Here is a 19,096-nt window from a genome sequence, read left to right as displayed (position 1 = left end):
GGCGGGGATGCCGCCTGCCGTCTCGCGCGCCGCTATCGCCCTGACCGGAGCACCGGCCCGCACCGCACGTCGCCTGTCCGCACGCTCGCGCACGGCCGTGTACCGGGCGGGACTGGCCGACGGTCGGAGCGTCGTGATCAAGCTGTATGCGGCCACCGCCCGCCGCAATGCGATCACGGAGAGCGCGGCAATCCGGGCCGTGGCCGACCATGTCGCCGTGCCGACCGTCGTCGGATACGGCCACATCCCCGGTCACGAGGCAACCGCCCTCATCACCACCGACCTCGGTCCACTCACCCTCGGCAGCGCCATGCGCTCCGGCCGGATCTCCGAGGAACGAGCCCTGAAAGACCTGGCCGGCCTGCTCGGCCGCCTGCACCGGGCCCCCGTCCAGTCGTTCGCGCCACGTCGACCAATCTACGAGCAGGTCACCTCACTCGGCCGCCGCTGTCCGCCCAGTGGCCTGGACCGCATCGCGCCCGCCCTGGCCGTCATCGCCGACGCCGCCCACACGGCGCCCGTGTGGTGCCATGGCGACCTGCACGGCGACAACATCGTGATCGCCGGCACCCGGGCCGTTCGCCACCTGGTCGACTTCACCGACGCCGCAGCCGGCCCCCGCGAATCCGACGTGGCCCAGACCTTGGTCATGACCGACGCCCTCTCGACCCTCCGGGCCCGCACGGTCACCGACGCCTACCCCCTCGCCCTCGACCACCACCTGCTGGCCGCATGGGCTGTCTTCCACACCACGCGCTCTTGGGCCCATTCCTCCCCGGGCGACGACCGCGCCCTCTGGGCTGGTCGCCTGGATCACCTCAGCAGGCGGACCCCTCATCTCTTCCGCACTTCCCGTCCGGAAAGGACGTACCGATGAGCACCCCTGCCCTGTCGGTAGTGATCCCGGCCTTCAACGAGGCCGCCTACCTGCCTCGCTATCTGCCCTCCGTCCTCGTCTCCCTCGCCCGCTGGGAGGAGGTCACCGGCCGCACGGGGGAGGTGATCGTCGTCGACAACGCCAGCACCGACGCCACCGCCGACATGGCCGCCTCCTTCGGCGTCCGCGTCGTCAGCGAAGCCGTCCGCAATATCGGCCGGGTACGCAACACCGGAGCGAGCGCCGCCCGCAGCGGACGCCTCTTCTTCACCGACGCGGACGTGGCGCTGCCCCTGGAGGCGGTCACCGCCGCTGCTGCCGCCATGGACGACGGGGCCATCGGCGGCGCCATCCCGCCGCTCTACACGCCCGAACGCCTCGGCGCCCGCCTCCTGTGCGCTTACTGGGACCACCACCGCACCCGGCGCGGCGGAGCCCAGGGCGTCAACCAGTTCTGCACCGCCGACGCCTTCCACCACGTCGGCGGGTACCGGGACGACCTGTTCATGAGCGAGGACGTGGAGTTCTTCGCCCGCCTCACCGACCACGGCCAGGCCACGGGCCGGCCGGTGACGATCCTCGACGAACTGCGCGTACGCCCGTCGACCCGCCGCTACGACCAGTGGTCGAGCCTTCGGATGCTCTGGTGGCAGAACCCCGTGACCGCCCGCCTGCGCCTCCGGTCGCCCCGCATGTGGCGCCACTGGTACGAGACGACCGTGCGATGACGAAGGAGACTCCTGTGCAGCCCCAGCCCCAGCCCCAGCCCCAGCCCCAGCCCCAGCCTCTGGCCGACCTGCCGGTTCCGGACGGGCACGGCATCTACACCTTCCCCGACGACCTCCACCGCGCCCACCAGACGCACAACCAGCAGCTCGCCGCCCGCCACCGGACCCACGACCACCGCGTCCTGAAGGTGACCGCACCTCACACCCGCGTCCCGTACTACATCGAGGCCCGCAGCCCCTCCGGCCGCCCGGTCGTCGTCATCGAACCCCACCACGACGACTTCGCCCTCTCCGCCTCGGGCACCTTCCTGGCCCACCCCCGACCGCTGACCGTGGCCACCGTCTTCACCAGGTCCCGGAGTGTCCACCCCGCCCTGGAAGCCACGTACACCGACGTCGACACGGTGTCCGAGCTGCGCGACCGCGAAGGCGCCGCCGCGCTCGCACTGTTCGCCGCCCGCCGGCACCTCCTCGGCCACAAGGACGCCGAGCCCCCGTACCGGACCTACGACCCACAGGTGCTCGACCAGATCACCGACGAGCTCCGCCGGATCGCCGCCGCTCACCTCGGCGCCGAACTTCTTGCGCCCGCCACCGTCACCCGCCACCCCGACCACCTCCTCGTCCACGAGGCAGCTGTCCGCCTCGGGTGCACCTGGTTCTGGGAGGACCTCGCCTTCTGGGCGACGTACGCGCTCGTCGGCTGCGACCAGCAGCTCTTCCGTACGCGTACGGGGGCGACGATGCGGCCCGAGCTGGTCGACATCACCGACGTCGTCCTGGACAAGGTCACCGTCCTGAGGATGCACGGCTCGCAGATGCACCCGGCCCGGAAGATGTACCGCCCGATCCGGCACGCCTTCACCACGGCGGCCGACCTCGTCGACTCCACCGGCTTCTACGCCGAACGCTTCTACCGAACGGAGCCGACGTGCTGATCATCGCCTTGGAAGGGCCCTCCTACGCCGGGAAATCCACGGCGATTCGTCACCTCCGCCACACCGCCCTCGGAGCCCGAGCCTTCGTCTCCCACTGCTACGTCAAGCACATCGCCCACCGCGACGACATCCCTCCGGCCCGCACCGACTCCGCGGCAGCCCAACTCGCCGCCTTCGAGCGGTTCATGGAGATCGAGGCCACCCGGGTCGCCGAAGCCGCCGCGAACGGCAGGACGCTCGTCATCCTCGACCGCTCGGTGGACACCCTCCTCGCCCACGCGTACGCCCTGGACGCACTATTCCGGTACGGCGTCCACCACCAGCTCCGCGACCGGCTCAAGAAGCTCCCTTTCCTGCGCCCGGACCGCACCCTCTACCTCGACGTACCGGCGGAGACGCTCCACCTCCGCCGCAAGAACGCCGGCCACACCGCCGCCGAGTCCGAGTACTTCCTCCACGAGCCAGGCTTCCTTGACCACGCCCGCGACTACTTCGTCCACGCGCCCCGGCGGCCCGTAACGCGAGAGCTCACGGTCCTGGCCGCCGACGCCGGACCGGACGAAGTCGCCCAGGCCGTGGAAGCCCTCGTCACCTTCTGGGCGAGGTGACCGCCGATGCCCACCGCACTCTTCGCCTGGCGCCGCACCCCGCCCCCTTCCTCATCGGCGGCGCCGAGGTCACCCAGCAACTCCTCGCCGAAGAACTCGCCGCCGCCGGCTGGCACGTCTCCTACCTCGGCTCGCACGAGGCCCCCTGGAACGGAGCCACCCAGCTCCCCGGCATGCGCGCCCACCTGGACGCCCATCGCGTCCCGTACGACGAGGCAGAAGGAGCCCTGCTCTACCAGTGGAACGGGGTCGACTGCTCGGCATTGATGCAGAACAACGTGGAGCACGTTTCCGGCGGCCTCTTGAGAGCTCTCCGCCCCGACATCGTGTTCACCGCCCAGGAAGGCTCAGCGCGGCTGGCGGCGCTGGCCAGGCCGACCGCACTCGTCGCCGGCCTGCTGCACTCGGTCTCCGCCACCGGCCTGGGCGTGCTCGCCGGCCGCCCCCACTACGGCCTTGCCGTGTCGAAGTTCGTCCGCAATCGAGCACCCCACACAACCGGCACCCGCATCGGCGTCGTGTACCCGCCGTTCGCCCGCCCACGACCGGCCACGGACACGGAGCGCACCCGGGCCGTACTCATGATCAACCCCATCCCCGCCAAGGGCTCGCAGCTCCTGCACCAGCTCATCCGTCTCATGCCGAAGCAGCGCTTCACGCTCGTCGAAGGCTGGTGGGACACCTCAGCCGACTTCGCGGCCTATCCGAACGTCACGTACGTGCCCCGCGTGTACGACATGGAGCCGCTGTACCGCAGCCACCGACTGCTGCTGGTCCCGTCCACCGTGGAAGACGCCTTCCCCCGAGTGATCGTCGAGGCCGCCCTGCACGGCGTACCGAGCATCGGTACCGATCGGGGCGGCATCCCCGAAGCCATCGGTGACGCCGGGATCGTCCTGCCCCCCACCGCTGGCCCCGAGGCGTGGGCACGAGCGATCCGAGACATCGAACCTGAAGCCCTGGGGGAGCGAGCTCGGACCAGAGCGGCGCGGTTCACCCGCCCGTGCCTGCCGGAGCTCCGTGAGCTTGGGTTCTAGAGAGCGCCGACGAACGTTCGCTCCACCTCGTCGAGCCGCTCCGTCCACCAGTGAAGGAGCGCCTCGTCGGCGATGAACAAGTCGTCGCAGGAGCGGTCGCCCCGGTCGTAGTGAAATTCGAGCTGCCAGAAGTCCGTCATCCGCTTCCACCACAGGCGCCGCGCGGCGTCGAGCAGCGCGGCCGGCTCCAACGGGACCACCGACCGGTAGCCGCTCACGAAGGCCGACACCCGCTCCAGGTCGAAGACGCCCTCCACACCGAACTGCACCTGCGCGGTACGGACGACCTCCTCCGCGTACGGGCGGATGTCCAGCCGGTCCCAGTCCAGGACGGCGGTCAGCTCGCCGTCCGTCCAGAGGAGGTTCCGGTACTGGAAGTCACCGTGGGTCCAGCCGTGCGGGCCTGCGGGGGTGTCTCCCTCGGGGCGCAGGTGAGCGTGCTTGTCGAGGAGGATCTTGCGCTCTTCGAGGGCAGCACCCGCAGCCCTGTCGAATGCGTCTCCCGCACCTCGGGCCGACACGGCTCCGGCAAGCCGGTCGGCCTTCTGGACAGCTCGTCCGGCCTCGGTCGCCTCAGCGGTGACCGATGGCGGCACGGCGGGCATCCCGGCCTCATCGACAGCGCGGCCGAGTGCCGTATGGAGTCCCGCGAGGTGCACACCGAGCTCGGACGTCTGCGCCTGCGACAGGTCGGTTCCGCGAACGTGCTCCCCGGTCGACCAGGGAAAGAGGCAGTAGACGCCACCACGGACCTCGGCGTTCACAGCGCCGTCCACGGTGGGGAGCGGGGCGCATACGGGGACGCCGTACGAAGCCAGGACGGGAAGGACTGCGAGGTTGCGACGCAGTCGATCGAGCGGCACGTCCGTGACCCGCTTGAGGGCGAACCTCCCGACCCGGGTGTCCAGCCGCCAGTTCACGTTCATGAGGCCATCGGCCAAGTGCTGCCGATCCAGCACTTCACCGATGTCGAAGGCCCCGATCAGGTCGGCCAGATCATCTGCGGGGAGGTGCGTCCTGTCCGCCACATTCGCGTCGGTCACCCAGGCGACGATACGGGAGTCGGCCGCTCAGACGCACAAGGATCACTGGCCTCTCCCGGTGGGACCTCGTGTCCGGGGCGGCCATCTTGTTCAGAAACTGAACGGCTTCGCCTTGTTCCCTCACGGAACGCACGGGGTGTTCCCCGAGGGAACGCTCCGCTGTTCCCTCGGGGAACACGTGGGTCGATCAACGCCGCCGCACGTGTGGCGACTGCTGTGGAGCAGCCGGTGTGACCCCCGCTGGGGGGATTGGGTTGTTGGGGAGCCGTGTGGTGCTGCGGGCCATGGCTGCCTGGGCGCGGGCGCTGGGGGTGTGGCGTTGGCCGAGTCGGTGGATGCGCCAGGTCAGGGTGCGGGCGGGGTTGCGGGCGTCGTCGAGGGTGCGCTGACCGAGAGCCTGGTCGAGGACCGCAGCTGGGTTGTGGCCGGCTGTTTCCGCGTCGGCGAGGGCGGTGGCGAGGGCGTCCCAGGCGGGGTCCTTCAGGATGCGGTCGGCGTGCTCGGGGACGGCCTGCTGGAGGTGGCGGGCGTAGCGGTGCTTGGTCTGGATGCCGGGCGTGCGGCGGGCGAGGTCGTCCAGGACGGGAACGGCGACGTGTGCGTACGCGGTCTGGAGATGAACGAGTGCCTGCTGGGCTGCTGCCTCCTGCTGGGCGTGCTGGTGCGTGCGGTGCCAGTGCCTTGCGAAGGCCACGGCGATAAGGGCGGCGTCCAGCAGCATCGCCAGCCCCGCCCCGTCGCCCGTGGCGGTGGGGGTGCGCAGGATGGTCTGGACGCTGCGGCGCAGGACGCGGGCGCTGTCGAGGTCGGCGGTGATGCGGGAGCGGGTGGCGCGCTCAAAAACGGCGGCGGCCCGATCGAGTTCCCGCTTCGCCTCGGCCGGTGCGGTGAGCGGCAGCAGGTCGAGTGCTCCGCCGAGGGCGACGAGCTGGCCTTGGGCGATGTGGTCGCTGCTGTGGGTCAGGTGGTGGGGGATACGTTCGGTGGCGGCGGTGGCCTGGTGCCAGGGGTCGGCCGGCCGGGCGGATATCGGTTCGGGGCCGGTGGCGGTGAGGCGGTGGCGGATCTTGGGCAGGGAGAGATCGCCGGCGAGGGTGGAGCCGGAGAACCAGACCGGTTCGCTGTGCATGTTGAGGTCGCCGGGCAGGGCGACGCTGTAGCCGAGGACGTCGCCGGACGGTCCGCTCTTGGGGCGCACGCTCACGCCGGTCACCTCAAGGAGCGCGAAAAACTCGGTCTCGCTGGACGCGGCGGCCACCGCGCGGCGTACGCGCATGCGCAGGATCTCGCGGGTCGTGGTGTCCTGGCCCTGGCGCCTGGCCTTGAAGTGCTCCCTGCTGGTAGGTCGTTTGGCGGCGGTGCCGTCGCCCGGGTTGAGGCGGCGGAGGCCGAAGTCGATCTCGATCTTGCGGGCTTCGCGCTGGACGGCGCGGATGTCGTGGTCGCGGCGGGGGCGGCGGCCGTCCTGGCGTACGAGGGTGGCGGCGATGTGGATGTGGTCGTCGGCGTGCCGGACGGCGACCCAGCGGCAGGCTTCCTCGTCACCTTCGGGGGCGATGCCGGCGGCGGCCACGATCCGGCGGGCGATGTCCGCCCACTGGGTGTCGGTCAGGGTCGGGTCCTCGGGCGCGGCCCGGACCGGGCAGTGCCACACCGCGGTCGCCGGTGCCTTGTCGCCGACCATCCTCACGGGCTGGTCGAGCTGCGCGGCGAGCTGGGCCTCGACATCCCTGGGGTTGCGGTGGGGGCTGCGGCCGGGGTCGGGGGCGAAGCCGTTCCAGGACGCCACCAGGTGCGGGTCGGTGTGCTCGTTGGCGCTGCCCGGGCCGTACAGGTAGCCGATGAGGCGGCGGGTGGCGCGGTCGCCCTTGCCGAGGATGATCTTCGGTATCACGTGGTCACCGTCCCGAGGTCACCTGGGCGACGGCCATGTCCACGTCGGTGATTGACGCCTCGATGTGGCGCAGCAGCCGCCATACGAGGTCTGCCTCGGGCCAGGGGGCGTCCTGGTTGAGGAAGCGGGTGAGCTGGTTGAGGTTGTTGCCGATCTTGGCGAGCTGCCCGTTGGCGGCCATCAGCGCCTTGACCATGGCGCGGTAGTCGGCGACCGCGGCGGTGGGGTCATCGGAGCGAGCGGCGGCGAGCGACGTCTCGGCGACGTAGCCGCCGACCGGCATCTGGCTGAGGTCGGCGGCTGTGGCGAGGAGAGTGAACTCGGCGTGGCTGTAGCGCGGGTGGACGCGCTTCTCACGCAGCGTGGGCTCACGCAGACGGCGGTGCGGTGTGGGCGACTGCTTGGCATCTCCCCGAGTCGGCTCCCCCGGGCCGGCCGACATCGGCGCCCCCTCGGCGCCGGAAGCCTCCGCCTCCCCCGGGGCGGAGGTCGGGTAAGGACTCCTTACCCGACAACTTGCTGCGCCGTTGAGGCCGGCAGTCATCTCTTCCTGGGGTGTGGGGAGTTCGTGGTTCGGGTCGTGCATGGATCGGTTCTCCGTTGGGTGCTTGGTTGTGTGCGGCCTCCGTGTCCCCGTGCTCGGCTGCACGGGGACACGGGATGCGCCGGAGGGCGGGGCAGGGCTCTGTGAGGGTCAGCCGGTGCCGACGGGGGAGGCGGCTTCGTTCAGTCCGTCGAGTGGTGCGGCCTTGGAGCCGTCGCCCGTGGCGGGCTGGGCCTGGCCGGTGCGCTCGGCTTGAAACTGGTCGCGCAAGGCGCGGGCCCGGGGCAGGCCGATCCGTAGTTCGCGGCGCAGACGCTCGGCGGTCAGCTGGTCGTCGCTCCAGTCGGCGGTCAGGAGTCGGGCCCTGTTGAGGACTTCGGCGGGTGTGCGGGTGCGGTCGGCGGTCGGCTTGGCAGCGTCGGGGACCCGACCGGTCGCCCGACGCGGGGCGGCTTCGGTCGACTCCGCCACCGTGGTCGGTCGAGGCGGTCGAGGCGGTCGGGTGGCGGGGACCGCTTCGGCTCCCTCGGTCGGCCCCGTGGCAGGTGCCTCGGTGACCTCCGTGGGGGCCGACTCGGTCAGCTGCTCAGAGGCCGATTCGGGCCGGTCAGGCGTCGACCGTGGGGCCTGGTCGCCGGCCGACTGGGCAGAGGCCGCTTCGGGGGAGTCGGCCGACTCGGGGTTGTGGTGCAGCACCTTGGCCACGAGGTCCGAGCCGAAGTAGATCGACCCGACTGGGAGTGAGGTTGCCAGCAGTACGAGGGCCCAGTTCGCATAGTCCCAGTCGGTCAGTCGGCCCCACCGGATCGAGTCGGTGTGCAGGGCCGGGACGAGGCCGTGCACGTAGTTCAGCAGGAGGCTGGCGATCGTGTAGGTCGCCAGGACCCGCAGCGCGAAAGTCCGGTCGGGGCCGGTCAGCACGAGCGTGGCGATCAGCGCGAGGGCCATCAGGCCGTCGACGACGATCGGGTAGAGCAGGGCGGCGGTGGAGTCGGCGCCGGTGGCGCGGGCCACGTCGGACAGTGCGTTCCACGACACCCGGAAGGCCATGAGGACGACGGCCACCAGACCGAGGACGAGGATGAAGCGTCCCGCGCGGCTCACGCGACGCCCTCGAGCGGGTGTGGGTGCTCGGCGAGCGTCGTCAGGATCGTCATTCTGGTTGAGGGTCTCGTCCTCGGCGGCCGAGGTGAGCCGCGCGATGCCGGCGCGGATGCCGCGTATGGCTGCCGGGACGCTTGGGGCAGGGAAGTGTAAGGGGGCGGTCTCCAGGGTGGGGAAGGGCGTGGCCGCCGGGGTGTGGGCGGCCGTGGGCGGCGGGGACTCGTCCCACTCGTCCCGTCGCTGGTCAGGGCAGGTACGGGTGGGGCGTTGATGTCGGGTCGACTCGTTGCGGGTCGGTGACTCGTCCCCGCGCTGACCTGCGCGGGGACGGGTGGGACGAGTCGGGGAGGGTCAGGCGCCGGGCTCGACCGGGAGGGTGGGGGCTGCCTCGGGCGGGCAGTAGCGGGTCCAGGCGTCGGTGAACTGGGCGCGGGTGAAGCCCTTGGCCTGGGTGCCGCCGGGGAAGCGGCGGTTGGCCGACTTGATGCCGTAGTCCTGGAGCAGGATCTGCAGGCCGCGCGGGGTGAGCCCGTTCGGGCTGTGTTCGGCCCAGGGCGCTTCCTGGTCCTGGTTGAGGATCTCCAGGAGCCGGCCGGTGCGGAGTGCCGGCTGGTCGCCTTCGGTGGCGAAGGCGCGTCGGATGTCGGCGAGGATGCGGATCTTCAGTCCGCCGTCCTCGTCGCGCCCGGATTCGTAGTCGGTCATGGCGGTGCACGCGGTGCGGGCCAGGAGGGGCCAGTGTCCGCCGGCGAGGTCGGCGACGCTGATCAGTGGGGCCCAGGTGTCGGCGGCGCGGTCCTCGACCGGCAGCTTCGGCTCCAGGGTGAGTGCCTGTTCGCGTACGGAGGCCAGCCAGGCCGCCAGCCGTATGCGGAGCTCGCGTACCGCCAGGTCGTCGCGGCCGTAGCGCCAGAAGCTGACCTTCTCGGTCTCGGCTCGGCGGCGCATCCGGATGACGACCGACCGGTCCATGATCGTGTCGGGCAGGTCCCCGATGCCGGCGAGGGCAGCCATGGCGAAGGTGTCGAACTTGACCACCTCGTGGTTGGGGCCGGAGACCCGCAGGGTCGGCCGGTTGCGCTGGTGGCCGGCGTTGAGCAGGCCGCGCATCTCCTCGTTCTTCTCCGCGACCCTCGCGCTCCCGAAGATGGTGTCGACCTCGTCCACCAGGAGCGTGGGCGGGTCGCCCTCGCCGATCGACCGGAAGATCGCCGCAGCGGAGGCGTTGACTGTGATCAGCGGCTCGTGGACCGCCTCGATCAGAACCTCGAGCAGCCGCGACTTCCCGCACCGCTTCGCCGGTCCGACCACCGCCAGGCGCGGTGCGTGCTGCCACACCGTCTGCAGGTGGGTCGCCGCCGCCCACAATGTGGTCGCGGTCAGCGCTTCGTCGCTCGGCATCACGACGTAGCGCCGGATGGCCTCCCGGAGCTGGTCGAGGACCTCTACGCCCTCGGGGTCCGCGGCGGGCGGGGGGACGGTCGGCTGGCCGGGGACCGCCACGGGCGGCCAGACGGTGGGATCGGAAGAGGGCAGGGGCGTCGGGGATTCCAAGAAGCAGCTCCTCGCTGATGGCCGCGCAGGCGAGCGCTGACCGGCCGGGGTGTTGGTGGGGTGAGAGGGATGTCGCTCGGGTCTTGCGGCGCCTGCGCGTCGACGGTTTGCCCGTTCGTCAGGCCCGTTTCGGGCGGGCGACCACGAACCGTACGTCCAGCCGCCGAGACAGTCCAGCGATTCTGTGTCAGCTCAGCGCAGAACTGCCTGCTATCTTCTTTCACCCTCACGCGGCCAGCCCCAGCAGGTCGAGCAGGTCCGCCGTCACCACGCGGTACGCCTTCCCCAGGCGCAGGACCTTGCACGGGTACTCGCCCCGCTTGGCCAGCTCGTAGCCCTTGCTCCGCCCGAGCCCCAGCGCGCGGTTGCCTGTGTCCAGGTCAACGGCAACAGGAAGGGACAGCAGTTCCTCGCGAGTCATGCCTTTCGCCTGCCCGGTCATCGCCTCATCGCGCACGCAGCGCTCCTCTCGTCACAGCCCTCGGCGAACATGACCAACACGTCCGGCTCCAGGCGGCTAGGAACCATCATGAGCGAGCTACTGTGTCTACATGACACAACACGGTTTCGATGATGAAGAGGACGACGACTTCCCGGAGTGGGTGGACCGGATCAAGGCCAACGTGGCCGGCGAGGTCCGGCGACGGAGAAAGGAGATGGGATGGAGCGCACATGACCTGGCCGACCAGTGCGAGCGGCTCGGACACCCGATCCCGCGCAACGTGATCGCCAACATGGAGTCAGGACGCCGGGCCAACCTTCCGCTGGTGGACGTCATCGTCCTGGCCGCCGCCCTGGAGACGTACCCGGTCTGCCTGATCTTCCCGGTCGGGTACGTCGATCAGACCCAGGAACTCCCGTTCCAGAGGCTCGTCCCCACCTGGGACGCCCTACGGCGCTTCACCGGCGAACAGGAGGTGCCCGAACGCGACGCGGGCATGGTCCCCGACTTCGAGCTGCACGCCAGACTCACGCGCACCGCGCTCGCCGCGCTCGAAGAGGAAGAACGGGCACGGTTCGCCGCCAAGACGGCCACCAGCCGCGCCCAGCGGGAAGAAGCCGAACGCAGGCGGACCGAATACGCCGACCAGGCCATCTCCGCCAAGTACAACCTCCGCCACCTCCGCCGCGATATCCGCGAGGAGGGAGCCACCCCACCAGACCTGCCACCCGCACTGGGCGATGTCGACCCGCCCGAAACCGACCCCAACACCACACCGGAGGAACGCCTTTGAAGGGCTCCACCCACCGCCGTTGCTACTGCCGCGACCCCAAGACCGGCAAGCCGCTCGGCAAGAACTGCCCCAAGTTCTCCAGCCGCAAGCACGGCTCCTACTCCATACGCCAGGAGCTCCCGCCCCGCGAGGACGGAACCCGCCGCTCCTTCAGCCGTGCCGGCTACGAGACCCTCAAGGAAGCCCAGGCCGACCTCGACCACGTGCGCGCCCTCTTGGGGCTCGCCGAGTCCGACGACCCCGAGGCTCTGGCCCGGATCGCCGAGCTTCTGGAGACCGTGGCCGCCGAGAAGGCGCCGCTGCCGAACATCGAGTCGACCCGGCGCCGCCTCATCCACGGCCTGGACCTGACCAGCAGGCTCACAGTCGGTGAGTGGCTGGACAGTTGGCTGGCCGGCAAGAAGGGGCGGCAGAGCGCCATCAGCCGCGACGAGAGCAACATCCGCGTCCACCTCAAGCCGCGGATCGGGCACCTGCGACTCGACCGCCTCCGCGTGTCTCACCTCTCGGAGATGTTCGAGGCCATCGCCGAGGCCAACGTCGAGATCGCCGAGGGCAACGCCGCCCGACGCAAGGCGTTCGAGGAGCTGGCCAGGATCCCGTGGAAGGGGCACGATCCGCGTGCTCGCCGCAAGGCCATGAAGGCGGCCATCGCCGAGATGGAGCCATACCGCCGCATCGTCGGACCGGCCACGCGCCAGCGCGTTCGCTCGACCCTGCGTGCCGCTTTGAACGCCGCGATCGCGCAGCAGCTGATCACCTTCAATCCGGCCGCGCACGTCGAGCTGGAGGCGGGTAAGCGCCCCAAGGCGCTCGTGTGGACCGAGGAACGCGTCCTGCACTGGCAGCGCACCGGCGAGAAGTCCTCGCCCGTCATGGTCTGGACGCCGGAACACACCGGCCGCTTCCTCGACCACGCGGCGGACGACCACCTGTACGCCCTGTTCCACCTCATCGCGTTCCGCGGGCTCCGGCGCGGCGAGGCGTGCGGGCAGAAGTGGACCGACACCCACCTGGACGCCGGGTCTCCTCACCGTCGCCAAGCAGCTCGTCGTCGACGGCTGGGAGGTCTACGAGGACGACCCCAAGACCGACGCGGGGGCGCGCACCATTGCCCTGGACGCGGACACGGTCGAGGTCCTACGACGACACCGTGCTCGGCAGGACGAAGCGCGTGCGGAGTGGAAGACCGCCTGGGTGGAGACCGGTCGCGTCTTCACGCGGGAGAACGGGGAACTGCTCCACCCGGCCAACGTCACCCGCCGCTTCATCGAGTTGTACGAGGAGATCGGCCTGCCTCCGGTCCGGCTCCACGACCTGCGCCACGGCGCGGCGACCCTCGCCCACGCGGCCGGAGCCGACCTGAAGGACATCCAGGAGATGCTCGGCCACTCCTCGATCACCATCACGGCCGACACGTACACGAGCCTGCTCCCCGAGGCGGATCTCGCGATCGCCGAGGCTGCGGCCCGTCTCGTCCCGCGTGCACGCGCCCCTCGCGACGTGCCGGACGGTGCTGATCGGTTGGGGGATATTTCGGGGGCTGCCACCCCGTCCGCTCACGCAGCGCGCACACAAACGGCCCCGGACGGGACGTCCGGGGCCGAGTAGGCCCCTTCCCTGAGGAGAAACCCCAGGTCAGGGCCATGCGTTTGGTGCCCCCGGCAGGATTCGAACCTGCGACACCCGCTTTAGGAGTTCGATCGGCCACTCAACTACTGCGGCGACGGGGCCGCCGCATCCTCGCTATACAACTGCGGGAGAACGCTGACATCCGTCGCTGTTGATGTCAGCGGCGGATGTCAGCTCAGCACGGAGCGATGCACTCAGCCCGGCACTGCTGCACCCGTCATCAAGGCGAAGAAAAACCTGCCAACGACGCCTTCATAGGAGTCAGCAACCACTTGGCGACCAGCAACCTTCAGGGAAGTCACCATAGCCATCCCCCTCTCGCACGCAGTTACGTCCAATCTGTGCTTGAGCGCTGCTGCGCGCGGGCGTGGTCATGCTCACCGCGCCTGCCAGCGTGCATTTCGCGACCGAGGCTTACCTACCAACACCACGAGATCCTTCTCGCGAAGAGCTTGGAGTGCCCCCCGTACTTGGACGGCATCGAAGCCGGTCTTCGACTCGATCTCGTGCCTTTGTAGATCTCCCTCGGAGAGGGATGCGAGGACCGCTTTCTGGAGATCGGTCAAATTCGGGCGGGCGTGGTTGGCTGTGGCCGCCTCGATCTCCTCAGGCTTTGCGGGCGCAGCCGGGACTACTGCCCCTTCGGCTAGGCTGCCAAAGAGGTCTTCCTCGGGGTCTGGGTGGTGCCCGGCCCCAAGTGCGTAAAAGGCGGAGCCGCGATTTCCGAACTGCTCAGCGATCCCTCTGTCGACGAGGTCCTTTAGATCTCGGCTGGCAGCCCTACTGTCGTGGACGCCGGTCGCGGCTCTGTATGAGCTGTTGGTCATCGTTTGGCCGTTGCGCATCATCACAAGCGCAGTCATCTGAGGCCTGGATAGCGGGCCTGTGCCCAGACTCCCCAGCCAGGCGAGTGCGTCATCATCGATCAAAGTATGGTTAGGGAATTCTGCCGTAAAGGAGGAGATATCATCGATGAATCGCGGAGGCTCCATGCCTGCCTCGGTCAGCGAAATGCGAATCCGCGCAATGCCGCTACCTCGATTTTCGCAGACCATTCTGTTGTCGCTGTAAGGGGTATCTTCCAGGATCTTTAGCAGCACTTTATTCCGTGAGGAGGAAACAGTTTCCGTGCCCAGGCTGTTTACCTCCACGGGGCCATAGAGTCCACCGGGATTCCGGATCACAAGCCTGTCCGGGTACATCTCTACCTGCACTTGCATGCCCCGAGCGAACTCGGAGTAGTCTCTGTGCACCAGCGCGTTCACCAAGGCTTCGCGCAAGACTTCTTCTGGATATTCCCACTCGTCTGTGCGGTATAGTCCGGAAACGATACTTCGGCGCTTCATGTTGCGTTTAAGGATGCGAATGCATTCGCTTACCATCTGCGGGATGGGTCCGTCGATTGAGCGGTTCTCCGTAAAGCGTTCACCTGATGGCCCAAGAACGCCTGCCTCAGGCGTTGGGTAGGCGACGAAGGTGATATCGAGCTGAGGCTCGAATTGCTGAGGGTAGGACCCGAATACTAGAAGCCCGGCCAAGGACGGGACTAGCGTATCCTCGTGCTTAACGAGGACATTGAGCATTCGCAATGCTTCTTCGTCGCTGATCCTGGTGAAGATCTGAGACTTCGTTTCGCGCACTCGACGCAAAAATCCACGAATTGTTTCTTCGTCGAGGTCGGATAGTGCAGCTTCTGTAATTGGGCGTAGATCCTGCCGCTGCTCACTGCGGTTTGAAAGGAGGACGGATACCTCATAGTCCGTTAGCTTGCGGTCACCATCGCTTACGCGGAGCCGGGATCCCGCCCAAGGGCCTCGATCCTTTTTGTGACATGGGCGCTGGTCTCGCGGCGTAGGGGGGATCTGGCAGAGAATCACGTGGTAGCCGTCAATCTCTACGGTGGCCATCTCGGCGCGTACCGGCGGCTCCATTTCGCTGCATACTGCAGCGAGATGCGCTTCGACTTTTGCGGGTTCATTCACGCCGACAACGGTGAAGTCGGACTTTTCGTCTACGCCAAGGATGATTAGCCCGCCTTGCGCGTTCGCAAAAGCGCTCACGGTTTCCCACATAGAGGTTGGCAGGCCACCCTGAGAGCGCTTGACCTCGCAAGTGAAGTGATCCCCACCGAAGCGGCGAAGCTTCGCTAGCAAGTCATGCAGCTCGTTCTCTGTCACTGACCTACCTCCTGGTTACTGTGGTGGTCAAGAGTAGCCTCATGCAGGTCTTGCGACCCACATGAGGTTGCCTGGACACTCATGAGGCTCGCATGTGCTCGTACGACCTGCATGAGCTGAAGCCCATGGAGATCAGCCAACCCCCACCAACACCTACCTCAGCTCCCATCCCGTCCGCCTTCGACCCACACTCCGTGGAGCGGTCGTGGTTCAGGGCGTCAAGGTGGAGCGCGCCACTGTACGAACGACCTTGACGCCCTGGGCCGCGACTGCTCGGCTTTGCCTGGGTCGAAGGTGGTCGGGATGGGAGCCCCACGACGCTCGCCACGCTCCGGCCGGCACTCGCGAACGGCGCCCCGTCCATCCCGGAGTCTGAGCGCCCCCGCCGGAGGCATCGTCGTGAAGCCGCGGGCTTGGTTCTCGTCTCATGCCCCTCGGGCCTATCCACTGCGGGCGCGCGTCGGCGGCGGCAGCGCCGAGCGGGCCGAAGGCAGGAGCGCGGGCGCAGCCAGAGCCGGGAAGCGCGCCCGGCGGAGCGGAGCGCAGCCGGGTGCCTTGATGAGGTAGAGAAACCTGTAACAGCTCTCGTCGTCAGGCGGGTGCCACGAAGCAAACGGCGTCGACCTGCTTGCCGCCGAAGGTGTGGACGGCCTCCCCGATGCGTTGCCAGCCAAGGCGCTCATAGAGGCGGATCGCGGCTGCGTCCTTCGTCAAGACCTCCAGCACCAAGCGCAGGTGCCTCTCTCGGGCGTAGGCCGTAGCGGCTTCCATGAGGCGTTTACCGGCGGACGCCTTACGCGCTTCACGCGCCACGAAGAGTCGGGCTAGGACCCCGATGTGGGAGTTGCCGTCACCGCTCTCTTCCCTCCAGAGTCGGGCCACCTCTTCTCCCGGCTGCGGGCTGTTGATGGCGATATGCCCCACCACATGTCCATCGAGTTCCGCGACCCATGCCGCCAGAAGTCCTTCTGGAGATAGCCAGGCTTCCGGGTCCTTCACCCCTTCGACTGGGTATCCGTCGGATTCGTGTACGGCGGTGAGAACGGTTGCCGCCTCCGCAAGGTCACGTGCCTCACGCGGGCGAACTGTGGCCGTTGACATGCGTTTCCCCCTCCATTGCGGTCTACTCAACCGGCAGTTCGTAGAGCAGTCCTGTTTGGTCGGCTCGGTGTACGTACCTAGACACCTCGAACGGCTGCAAGTCCTGATCAAGGCTGGTGTGGAGCACCTCCAGAACCGGCACGCCTGGCAGCAATTGGAGGAACCGGGCTTCCTCTGGCGTTGGCATCCGCGCGCTGATCTCGTCACGGACCCGCGTCATGACGTGCCCTAGGTCCTCAAGCCGCCCATAGATTCCGTCCTTGCCGGTTTTCGGCTGCATGAGCAGGGTGCCTTGCGCCTCGTCCCATCGGAGGTACGTCGAGACGATCTGAACAGGTTCGTCGTCGGCGAAGTAGTGGTTCTCCCGGTGCACGACGCTCTGTTCGCCCGAGGGCACACCGAGGCGCTCCGCCACGTCGAGCGGCGGGGTCTCGCGCTCGATGTACAGCACGTCGATCCTGGGCACCTTGCCTTGACGCTGCGCCTCTAGTCGGAATGGGGTCAGCCCAGTCTCCCGGTTCTTGATTGAGTACCGATCGCTCCCGAACCTGAACAACTTCTGCGGCTCGCGGACGAACACCCCCCGCCCGTGCTTGGCAGTCACGAGACCTTGCTCCGCGAGCAGTCGCACAGCCTCGCGCGCCGTGTTGCGGGCGGCCCCGAACTCCTCGGCCAATGCGCGCTCCGAGGGCAACTTCTCCCCGGCCGGGATCTCTCCGTCGCGGATCCGTCGGCGAAGCTCCTCCGCGATGCGTCTGCTTGCTGGCTGCTGAGTAGGGGGCTCGGACGGGTTCATGTCGACAGCGTACCAACTGGCTCAAGCCAGAAGCTTGACGACGCTTCCCGTGACGTGCTCAACTGGCTTAAGCCAGTAAGTGGCTCAAGCCAGTTGGGGCTGGCGCTTCTCGTGCTGCCCCACGCGATGAGGGAGACGCTCATGCCGTCCTTCAAGATCGATGTTTCGACCGCTGTCGTGTTCGTGGCGACGCCTCCGACGCCGAAGCTCGTGAGCAAGCAGACCGGTGAGATCGCCATCGACCGGGAGACCGGTGCCCCGCTCGCGACGGTGGGCCTGCTGGTCGCGGACGATGGGGAGGGCAACCTGTACCAGGTGACTGTGCCGAACACGGGCGTCCCGGAGAACCTGGCCCCCGGCACCCCGGTCACGGTGATCGGCCTCAAGGCCCGGGACTGGGAGAACACGTTCAACGGTCAGACCCGGCACGGGATCAGCTTCCGCGCGGTTGCTGTGACCCCGCTGGGGGCCTGATCATGTCGGACCTGTCCACGGTGATCGAGGTTGCGGGGGCCTTATCGGCTGCCGGTGGCCTCGGTTACGCGAAAGCCCGGTCCCCGCGGGTGTTCTGGTCGCTGGTGGGTGCCCCGGTCGCCCGGGTCCGCTTCTCGGTCACGTATCGGGCGACGATGGATGTGTGCGGGCTGACGGTCCAGCCGTCCCGCCTGCGGGCGTTCATGGTCCGCAACGTGGCCCGCCAGGAAGTCCAGCCCGTTCCCCCGCAGGTCCGCCGGGTCCGCTACTCCTCGACCGGGATGCGGGCGACGCTTCGCCTCCCGGCTGGTCTGGAGCCTGCCGACGTGTCCGCCGCCTGCGAACGGCTCCGCCACGCCTGGGGCGTCCACTCCGTCCACGTGGTCGAGGTGAAGCCCGGGTTCGTGGAACTGCGGATGACCGGCTACGACGTTCTGCGCCGCGTGAAGATGCCCCGCCGCCTGCCCCGCAACATCACCGCCGGTCCGCTGGTCGTGCCGGTGGCCCTGCGGGAGGACGGAACGGCGTTCGTCCGGGACTATCAGAAGGTCCCGCACGCCCTGACGGTCGGTGCGAACCAGTCGGGCAAGTCGATGTATCAGCGCAACCTCATCTCCGGACTCGCGAAGCTTCCCGTCGGTCTGGTCGGGATTGACTGCAAGCGGGGGGTCGAACAGCGCGGGTACGCGCCCCGCCTCTCTGCCCTGGCGGTCACTCCGGATGAAGCGGACGGCCTGCTGGAAGCCCTTGTAGGGGAGATGGAAGAGCGCTTCGACCTCCTCAGCTCTCACGGTGTCCCGGACATGTGGGGCCTGCCCGCGAAGCTGCGGCCGGTGCCCTTGGTCGTTCTGGTCGATGAGGTCGCGGAGCTGTTCCTCGTCGCCGCGAAGAAGGACGAGGAGCGCCGGGACCGGATGGTGATGCGCATGATCCGCCTCGCTCAGATGGCCCGCGCGGTGGGAATCTTCCTGGAGGTGTGCGGGCAGCGCTTCGGCTCCGATCTCGGCAAGGGAGCCACCGCCCTGCGGGCTCAGCTCACCGGGCGTGTGGTGCACCGGGTCAACGACAAGCAGACCGCCGAAATGGCCCTCGGGGACATCGCCCCCGAAGCGGTCTTCGCCGCCACCACCATCCCCCCGGACCGCCCCGGCGTCGCGGTGGCCGGGGACTCCTCCGGCGGCTGGTCCCGCATCCGCACCCCCGCCATGACCCCCGCCCAAGCCGTGGCCGTCTGCCACGAGTTCGCGCACCTCACCCCGCACCTCGCCGCTCTCGCACCGTTCCGCCCGGTCGTGCCCGCCGCGCCGGCACCGGCCATGCCGCTGTTGAAGCCGCGCCCGGTCACCGAGTAACA

17 protein-coding genes and 1 pseudogene are annotated in these 19,096 nt (G+C 68.7%); 9 read left to right on the top strand and 9 right to left on the bottom strand.

The features are described from left to right. Positions 1 to 7 precede the first annotated feature (7 nt). From AMK21_RS19570 to AMK21_RS19550, 5 genes are read left to right on the top strand one after another with little or no spacing between them, the layout of a single operon-like run. The gene (locus AMK21_RS19570; protein ID WP_234421981.1) at positions 8 to 877 is read left to right on the top strand and encodes an aminoglycoside phosphotransferase family protein; all 870 of its coding nucleotides are present in this window, start codon (positions 8 to 10) and stop codon (positions 875 to 877) included. Beyond that, positions 874 to 1,605, top strand: a complete 732-nt coding sequence (locus AMK21_RS19565) for a glycosyltransferase (protein WP_073879632.1) — start codon at positions 874 to 876, stop codon at positions 1,603 to 1,605. The genes AMK21_RS19570 and AMK21_RS19565 overlap by 4 nt, the downstream gene beginning before the upstream one ends. A gap of 59 nt (positions 1,606 to 1,664) precedes the next feature. Continuing rightward, the gene (locus tag AMK21_RS19560) at positions 1,665 to 2,543 is read left to right on the top strand and encodes a PIG-L deacetylase family protein (protein ID WP_073879906.1); all 879 of its coding nucleotides are present in this window, start codon (positions 1,665 to 1,667) and stop codon (positions 2,541 to 2,543) included. Then, positions 2,537 to 3,151 carry a hypothetical protein gene (locus AMK21_RS19555; protein ID WP_073879630.1) on the top strand — a complete coding sequence of 205 codons (615 nt, stop codon included), beginning with the start codon at positions 2,537 to 2,539 and terminating at the stop codon, positions 3,149 to 3,151. Before AMK21_RS19560 ends, AMK21_RS19555 begins: the two co-directional genes overlap by 7 nt. Next, on the top strand, positions 3,148 to 4,188 hold the full coding sequence (locus tag AMK21_RS19550) for a glycosyltransferase (protein ID WP_107429946.1): 1,041 nt from the start codon (positions 3,148 to 3,150) through the stop codon (positions 4,186 to 4,188). The genes AMK21_RS19555 and AMK21_RS19550 overlap by 4 nt, the downstream gene beginning before the upstream one ends. Here AMK21_RS19550 and AMK21_RS19545 read toward each other — a convergent pair. From AMK21_RS19545 to AMK21_RS19520, 6 genes are all read right to left on the bottom strand, one after another. Next, entirely contained in the window at positions 4,185 to 5,231 is a 1,047-nt protein-coding gene (locus AMK21_RS19545; protein ID WP_073879628.1) for a phosphotransferase, read from the bottom strand. The genes AMK21_RS19550 and AMK21_RS19545 overlap by 4 nt on opposite strands. 187 nt (positions 5,232 to 5,418) lie before the next feature. Continuing rightward, positions 5,419 to 7,125, bottom strand: coding sequence for a mobilization protein (locus AMK21_RS19540; protein ID WP_073879627.1), 1,707 nt, complete (start codon positions 7,123 to 7,125; stop codon positions 5,419 to 5,421). 4 nt (positions 7,126 to 7,129) lie between these two features. Further along, positions 7,130 to 7,567, bottom strand: a complete 438-nt coding sequence (locus AMK21_RS19535; RefSeq protein ID WP_073879625.1) for a plasmid mobilization protein — start codon at positions 7,565 to 7,567, stop codon at positions 7,130 to 7,132. 252 nt (positions 7,568 to 7,819) lie between these two features. Further along, positions 7,820 to 8,773, bottom strand: a complete 954-nt coding sequence (locus AMK21_RS19530) for a DUF2637 domain-containing protein (protein ID WP_073879623.1) — start codon at positions 8,771 to 8,773, stop codon at positions 7,820 to 7,822. 351 nt (positions 8,774 to 9,124) lie between these two features. Beyond that, a complete protein-coding gene (locus AMK21_RS19525; RefSeq protein WP_073879621.1) occupies positions 9,125 to 10,327 on the bottom strand; it encodes a DUF3631 domain-containing protein in 1,203 nt (400 codons plus the stop codon). Between the two features lie 226 nt (positions 10,328 to 10,553). Continuing rightward, positions 10,554 to 10,748, bottom strand: a complete 195-nt coding sequence (locus tag AMK21_RS19520; RefSeq protein ID WP_107429952.1) for a hypothetical protein — start codon at positions 10,746 to 10,748, stop codon at positions 10,554 to 10,556. A 130-nt stretch (positions 10,749 to 10,878) separates the two neighbouring features. On the opposite strand from AMK21_RS19520, the gene AMK21_RS19515 reads away from it, so the two are divergent. Together AMK21_RS19515 and AMK21_RS19510 are read left to right on the top strand one after the other, a co-directional pair. Continuing rightward, complete coding sequence (locus tag AMK21_RS19515) at positions 10,879 to 11,562, top strand: helix-turn-helix domain-containing protein (RefSeq protein WP_073879617.1); 684 nt, start codon at positions 10,879 to 10,881, stop codon at positions 11,560 to 11,562. After that, a pseudogene (locus tag AMK21_RS19510) lies at positions 11,559 to 13,173 on the top strand (site-specific integrase). Before AMK21_RS19515 ends, AMK21_RS19510 begins: the two are co-directional and overlap by 4 nt. Positions 13,174 to 13,571: 398 nt before the next feature. Here the strand turns inward: AMK21_RS19510 and AMK21_RS19500 are convergent. The 3 genes from AMK21_RS19500 to AMK21_RS19490 form a co-directional block, all read right to left on the bottom strand. Next, complete coding sequence (locus tag AMK21_RS19500; protein ID WP_073879615.1) at positions 13,572 to 15,371, bottom strand: ATP-binding protein; 1,800 nt, start codon at positions 15,369 to 15,371, stop codon at positions 13,572 to 13,574. Positions 15,372 to 15,962: 591 nt separating this feature from the next. Then, on the bottom strand, positions 15,963 to 16,472 hold the full coding sequence (locus AMK21_RS19495) for a GNAT family N-acetyltransferase (RefSeq protein ID WP_073879613.1): 510 nt from the start codon (positions 16,470 to 16,472) through the stop codon (positions 15,963 to 15,965). A 22-nt stretch (positions 16,473 to 16,494) separates the two neighbouring features. Further along, a complete protein-coding gene (locus tag AMK21_RS19490; RefSeq protein WP_073879611.1) occupies positions 16,495 to 17,268 on the bottom strand; it encodes a GntR family transcriptional regulator in 774 nt (257 codons plus the stop codon). Between the two features lie 141 nt (positions 17,269 to 17,409). Between AMK21_RS19490 and AMK21_RS19485 the strand changes: the two genes are divergently transcribed. Next, complete coding sequence (locus tag AMK21_RS19485) at positions 17,410 to 17,742, top strand: hypothetical protein (protein ID WP_073879609.1); 333 nt, start codon at positions 17,410 to 17,412, stop codon at positions 17,740 to 17,742. A 2-nt stretch (positions 17,743 to 17,744) separates the two neighbouring features. Then, complete coding sequence (locus tag AMK21_RS19480) at positions 17,745 to 19,094, top strand: FtsK/SpoIIIE domain-containing protein (RefSeq protein ID WP_073879607.1); 1,350 nt, start codon at positions 17,745 to 17,747, stop codon at positions 19,092 to 19,094. Positions 19,095 to 19,096 lie beyond the last annotated feature (2 nt).

Origin of the sequence: Streptomyces sp. CB00316, from assembly GCF_001905595.1 — a bacterium.
Lineage (GTDB): Bacteria > Actinomycetota > Actinomycetes > Streptomycetales > Streptomycetaceae > Streptomyces.
Note: the sequence above shows the minus strand (reverse complement) of the source record. Positions and strands in the feature narration are given on the sequence as shown.

Coding starts and splice junctions, on each gene's coding strand:
- AMK21_RS19570 (WP_234421981.1), top strand. CDS start 8: ATGCCGCCTGCCGTCTCGCGCGCCGCTATCGCCCTGACCGGAGCACCG.
- AMK21_RS19565 (WP_073879632.1), top strand. CDS start 874: ATGAGCACCCCTGCCCTGTCGGTAGTGATCCCGGCCTTCAACGAGGCC.
- AMK21_RS19535 (WP_073879625.1), bottom strand. CDS start 7,567: ATGTCGGCCGGCCCGGGGGAGCCGACTCGGGGAGATGCCAAGCAGTCG.
- AMK21_RS19520 (WP_107429952.1), bottom strand. CDS start 10,748: ATGACTCGCGAGGAACTGCTGTCCCTTCCTGTTGCCGTTGACCTGGAC.
- AMK21_RS19515 (WP_073879617.1), top strand. CDS start 10,879: ATGACACAACACGGTTTCGATGATGAAGAGGACGACGACTTCCCGGAG.
- AMK21_RS19495 (WP_073879613.1), bottom strand. CDS start 16,472: ATGTCAACGGCCACAGTTCGCCCGCGTGAGGCACGTGACCTTGCGGAG.
- AMK21_RS19490 (WP_073879611.1), bottom strand. CDS start 17,268: ATGAACCCGTCCGAGCCCCCTACTCAGCAGCCAGCAAGCAGACGCATC.
- AMK21_RS19485 (WP_073879609.1), top strand. CDS start 17,410: ATGCCGTCCTTCAAGATCGATGTTTCGACCGCTGTCGTGTTCGTGGCG.
- AMK21_RS19480 (WP_073879607.1), top strand. CDS start 17,745: ATGTCGGACCTGTCCACGGTGATCGAGGTTGCGGGGGCCTTATCGGCT.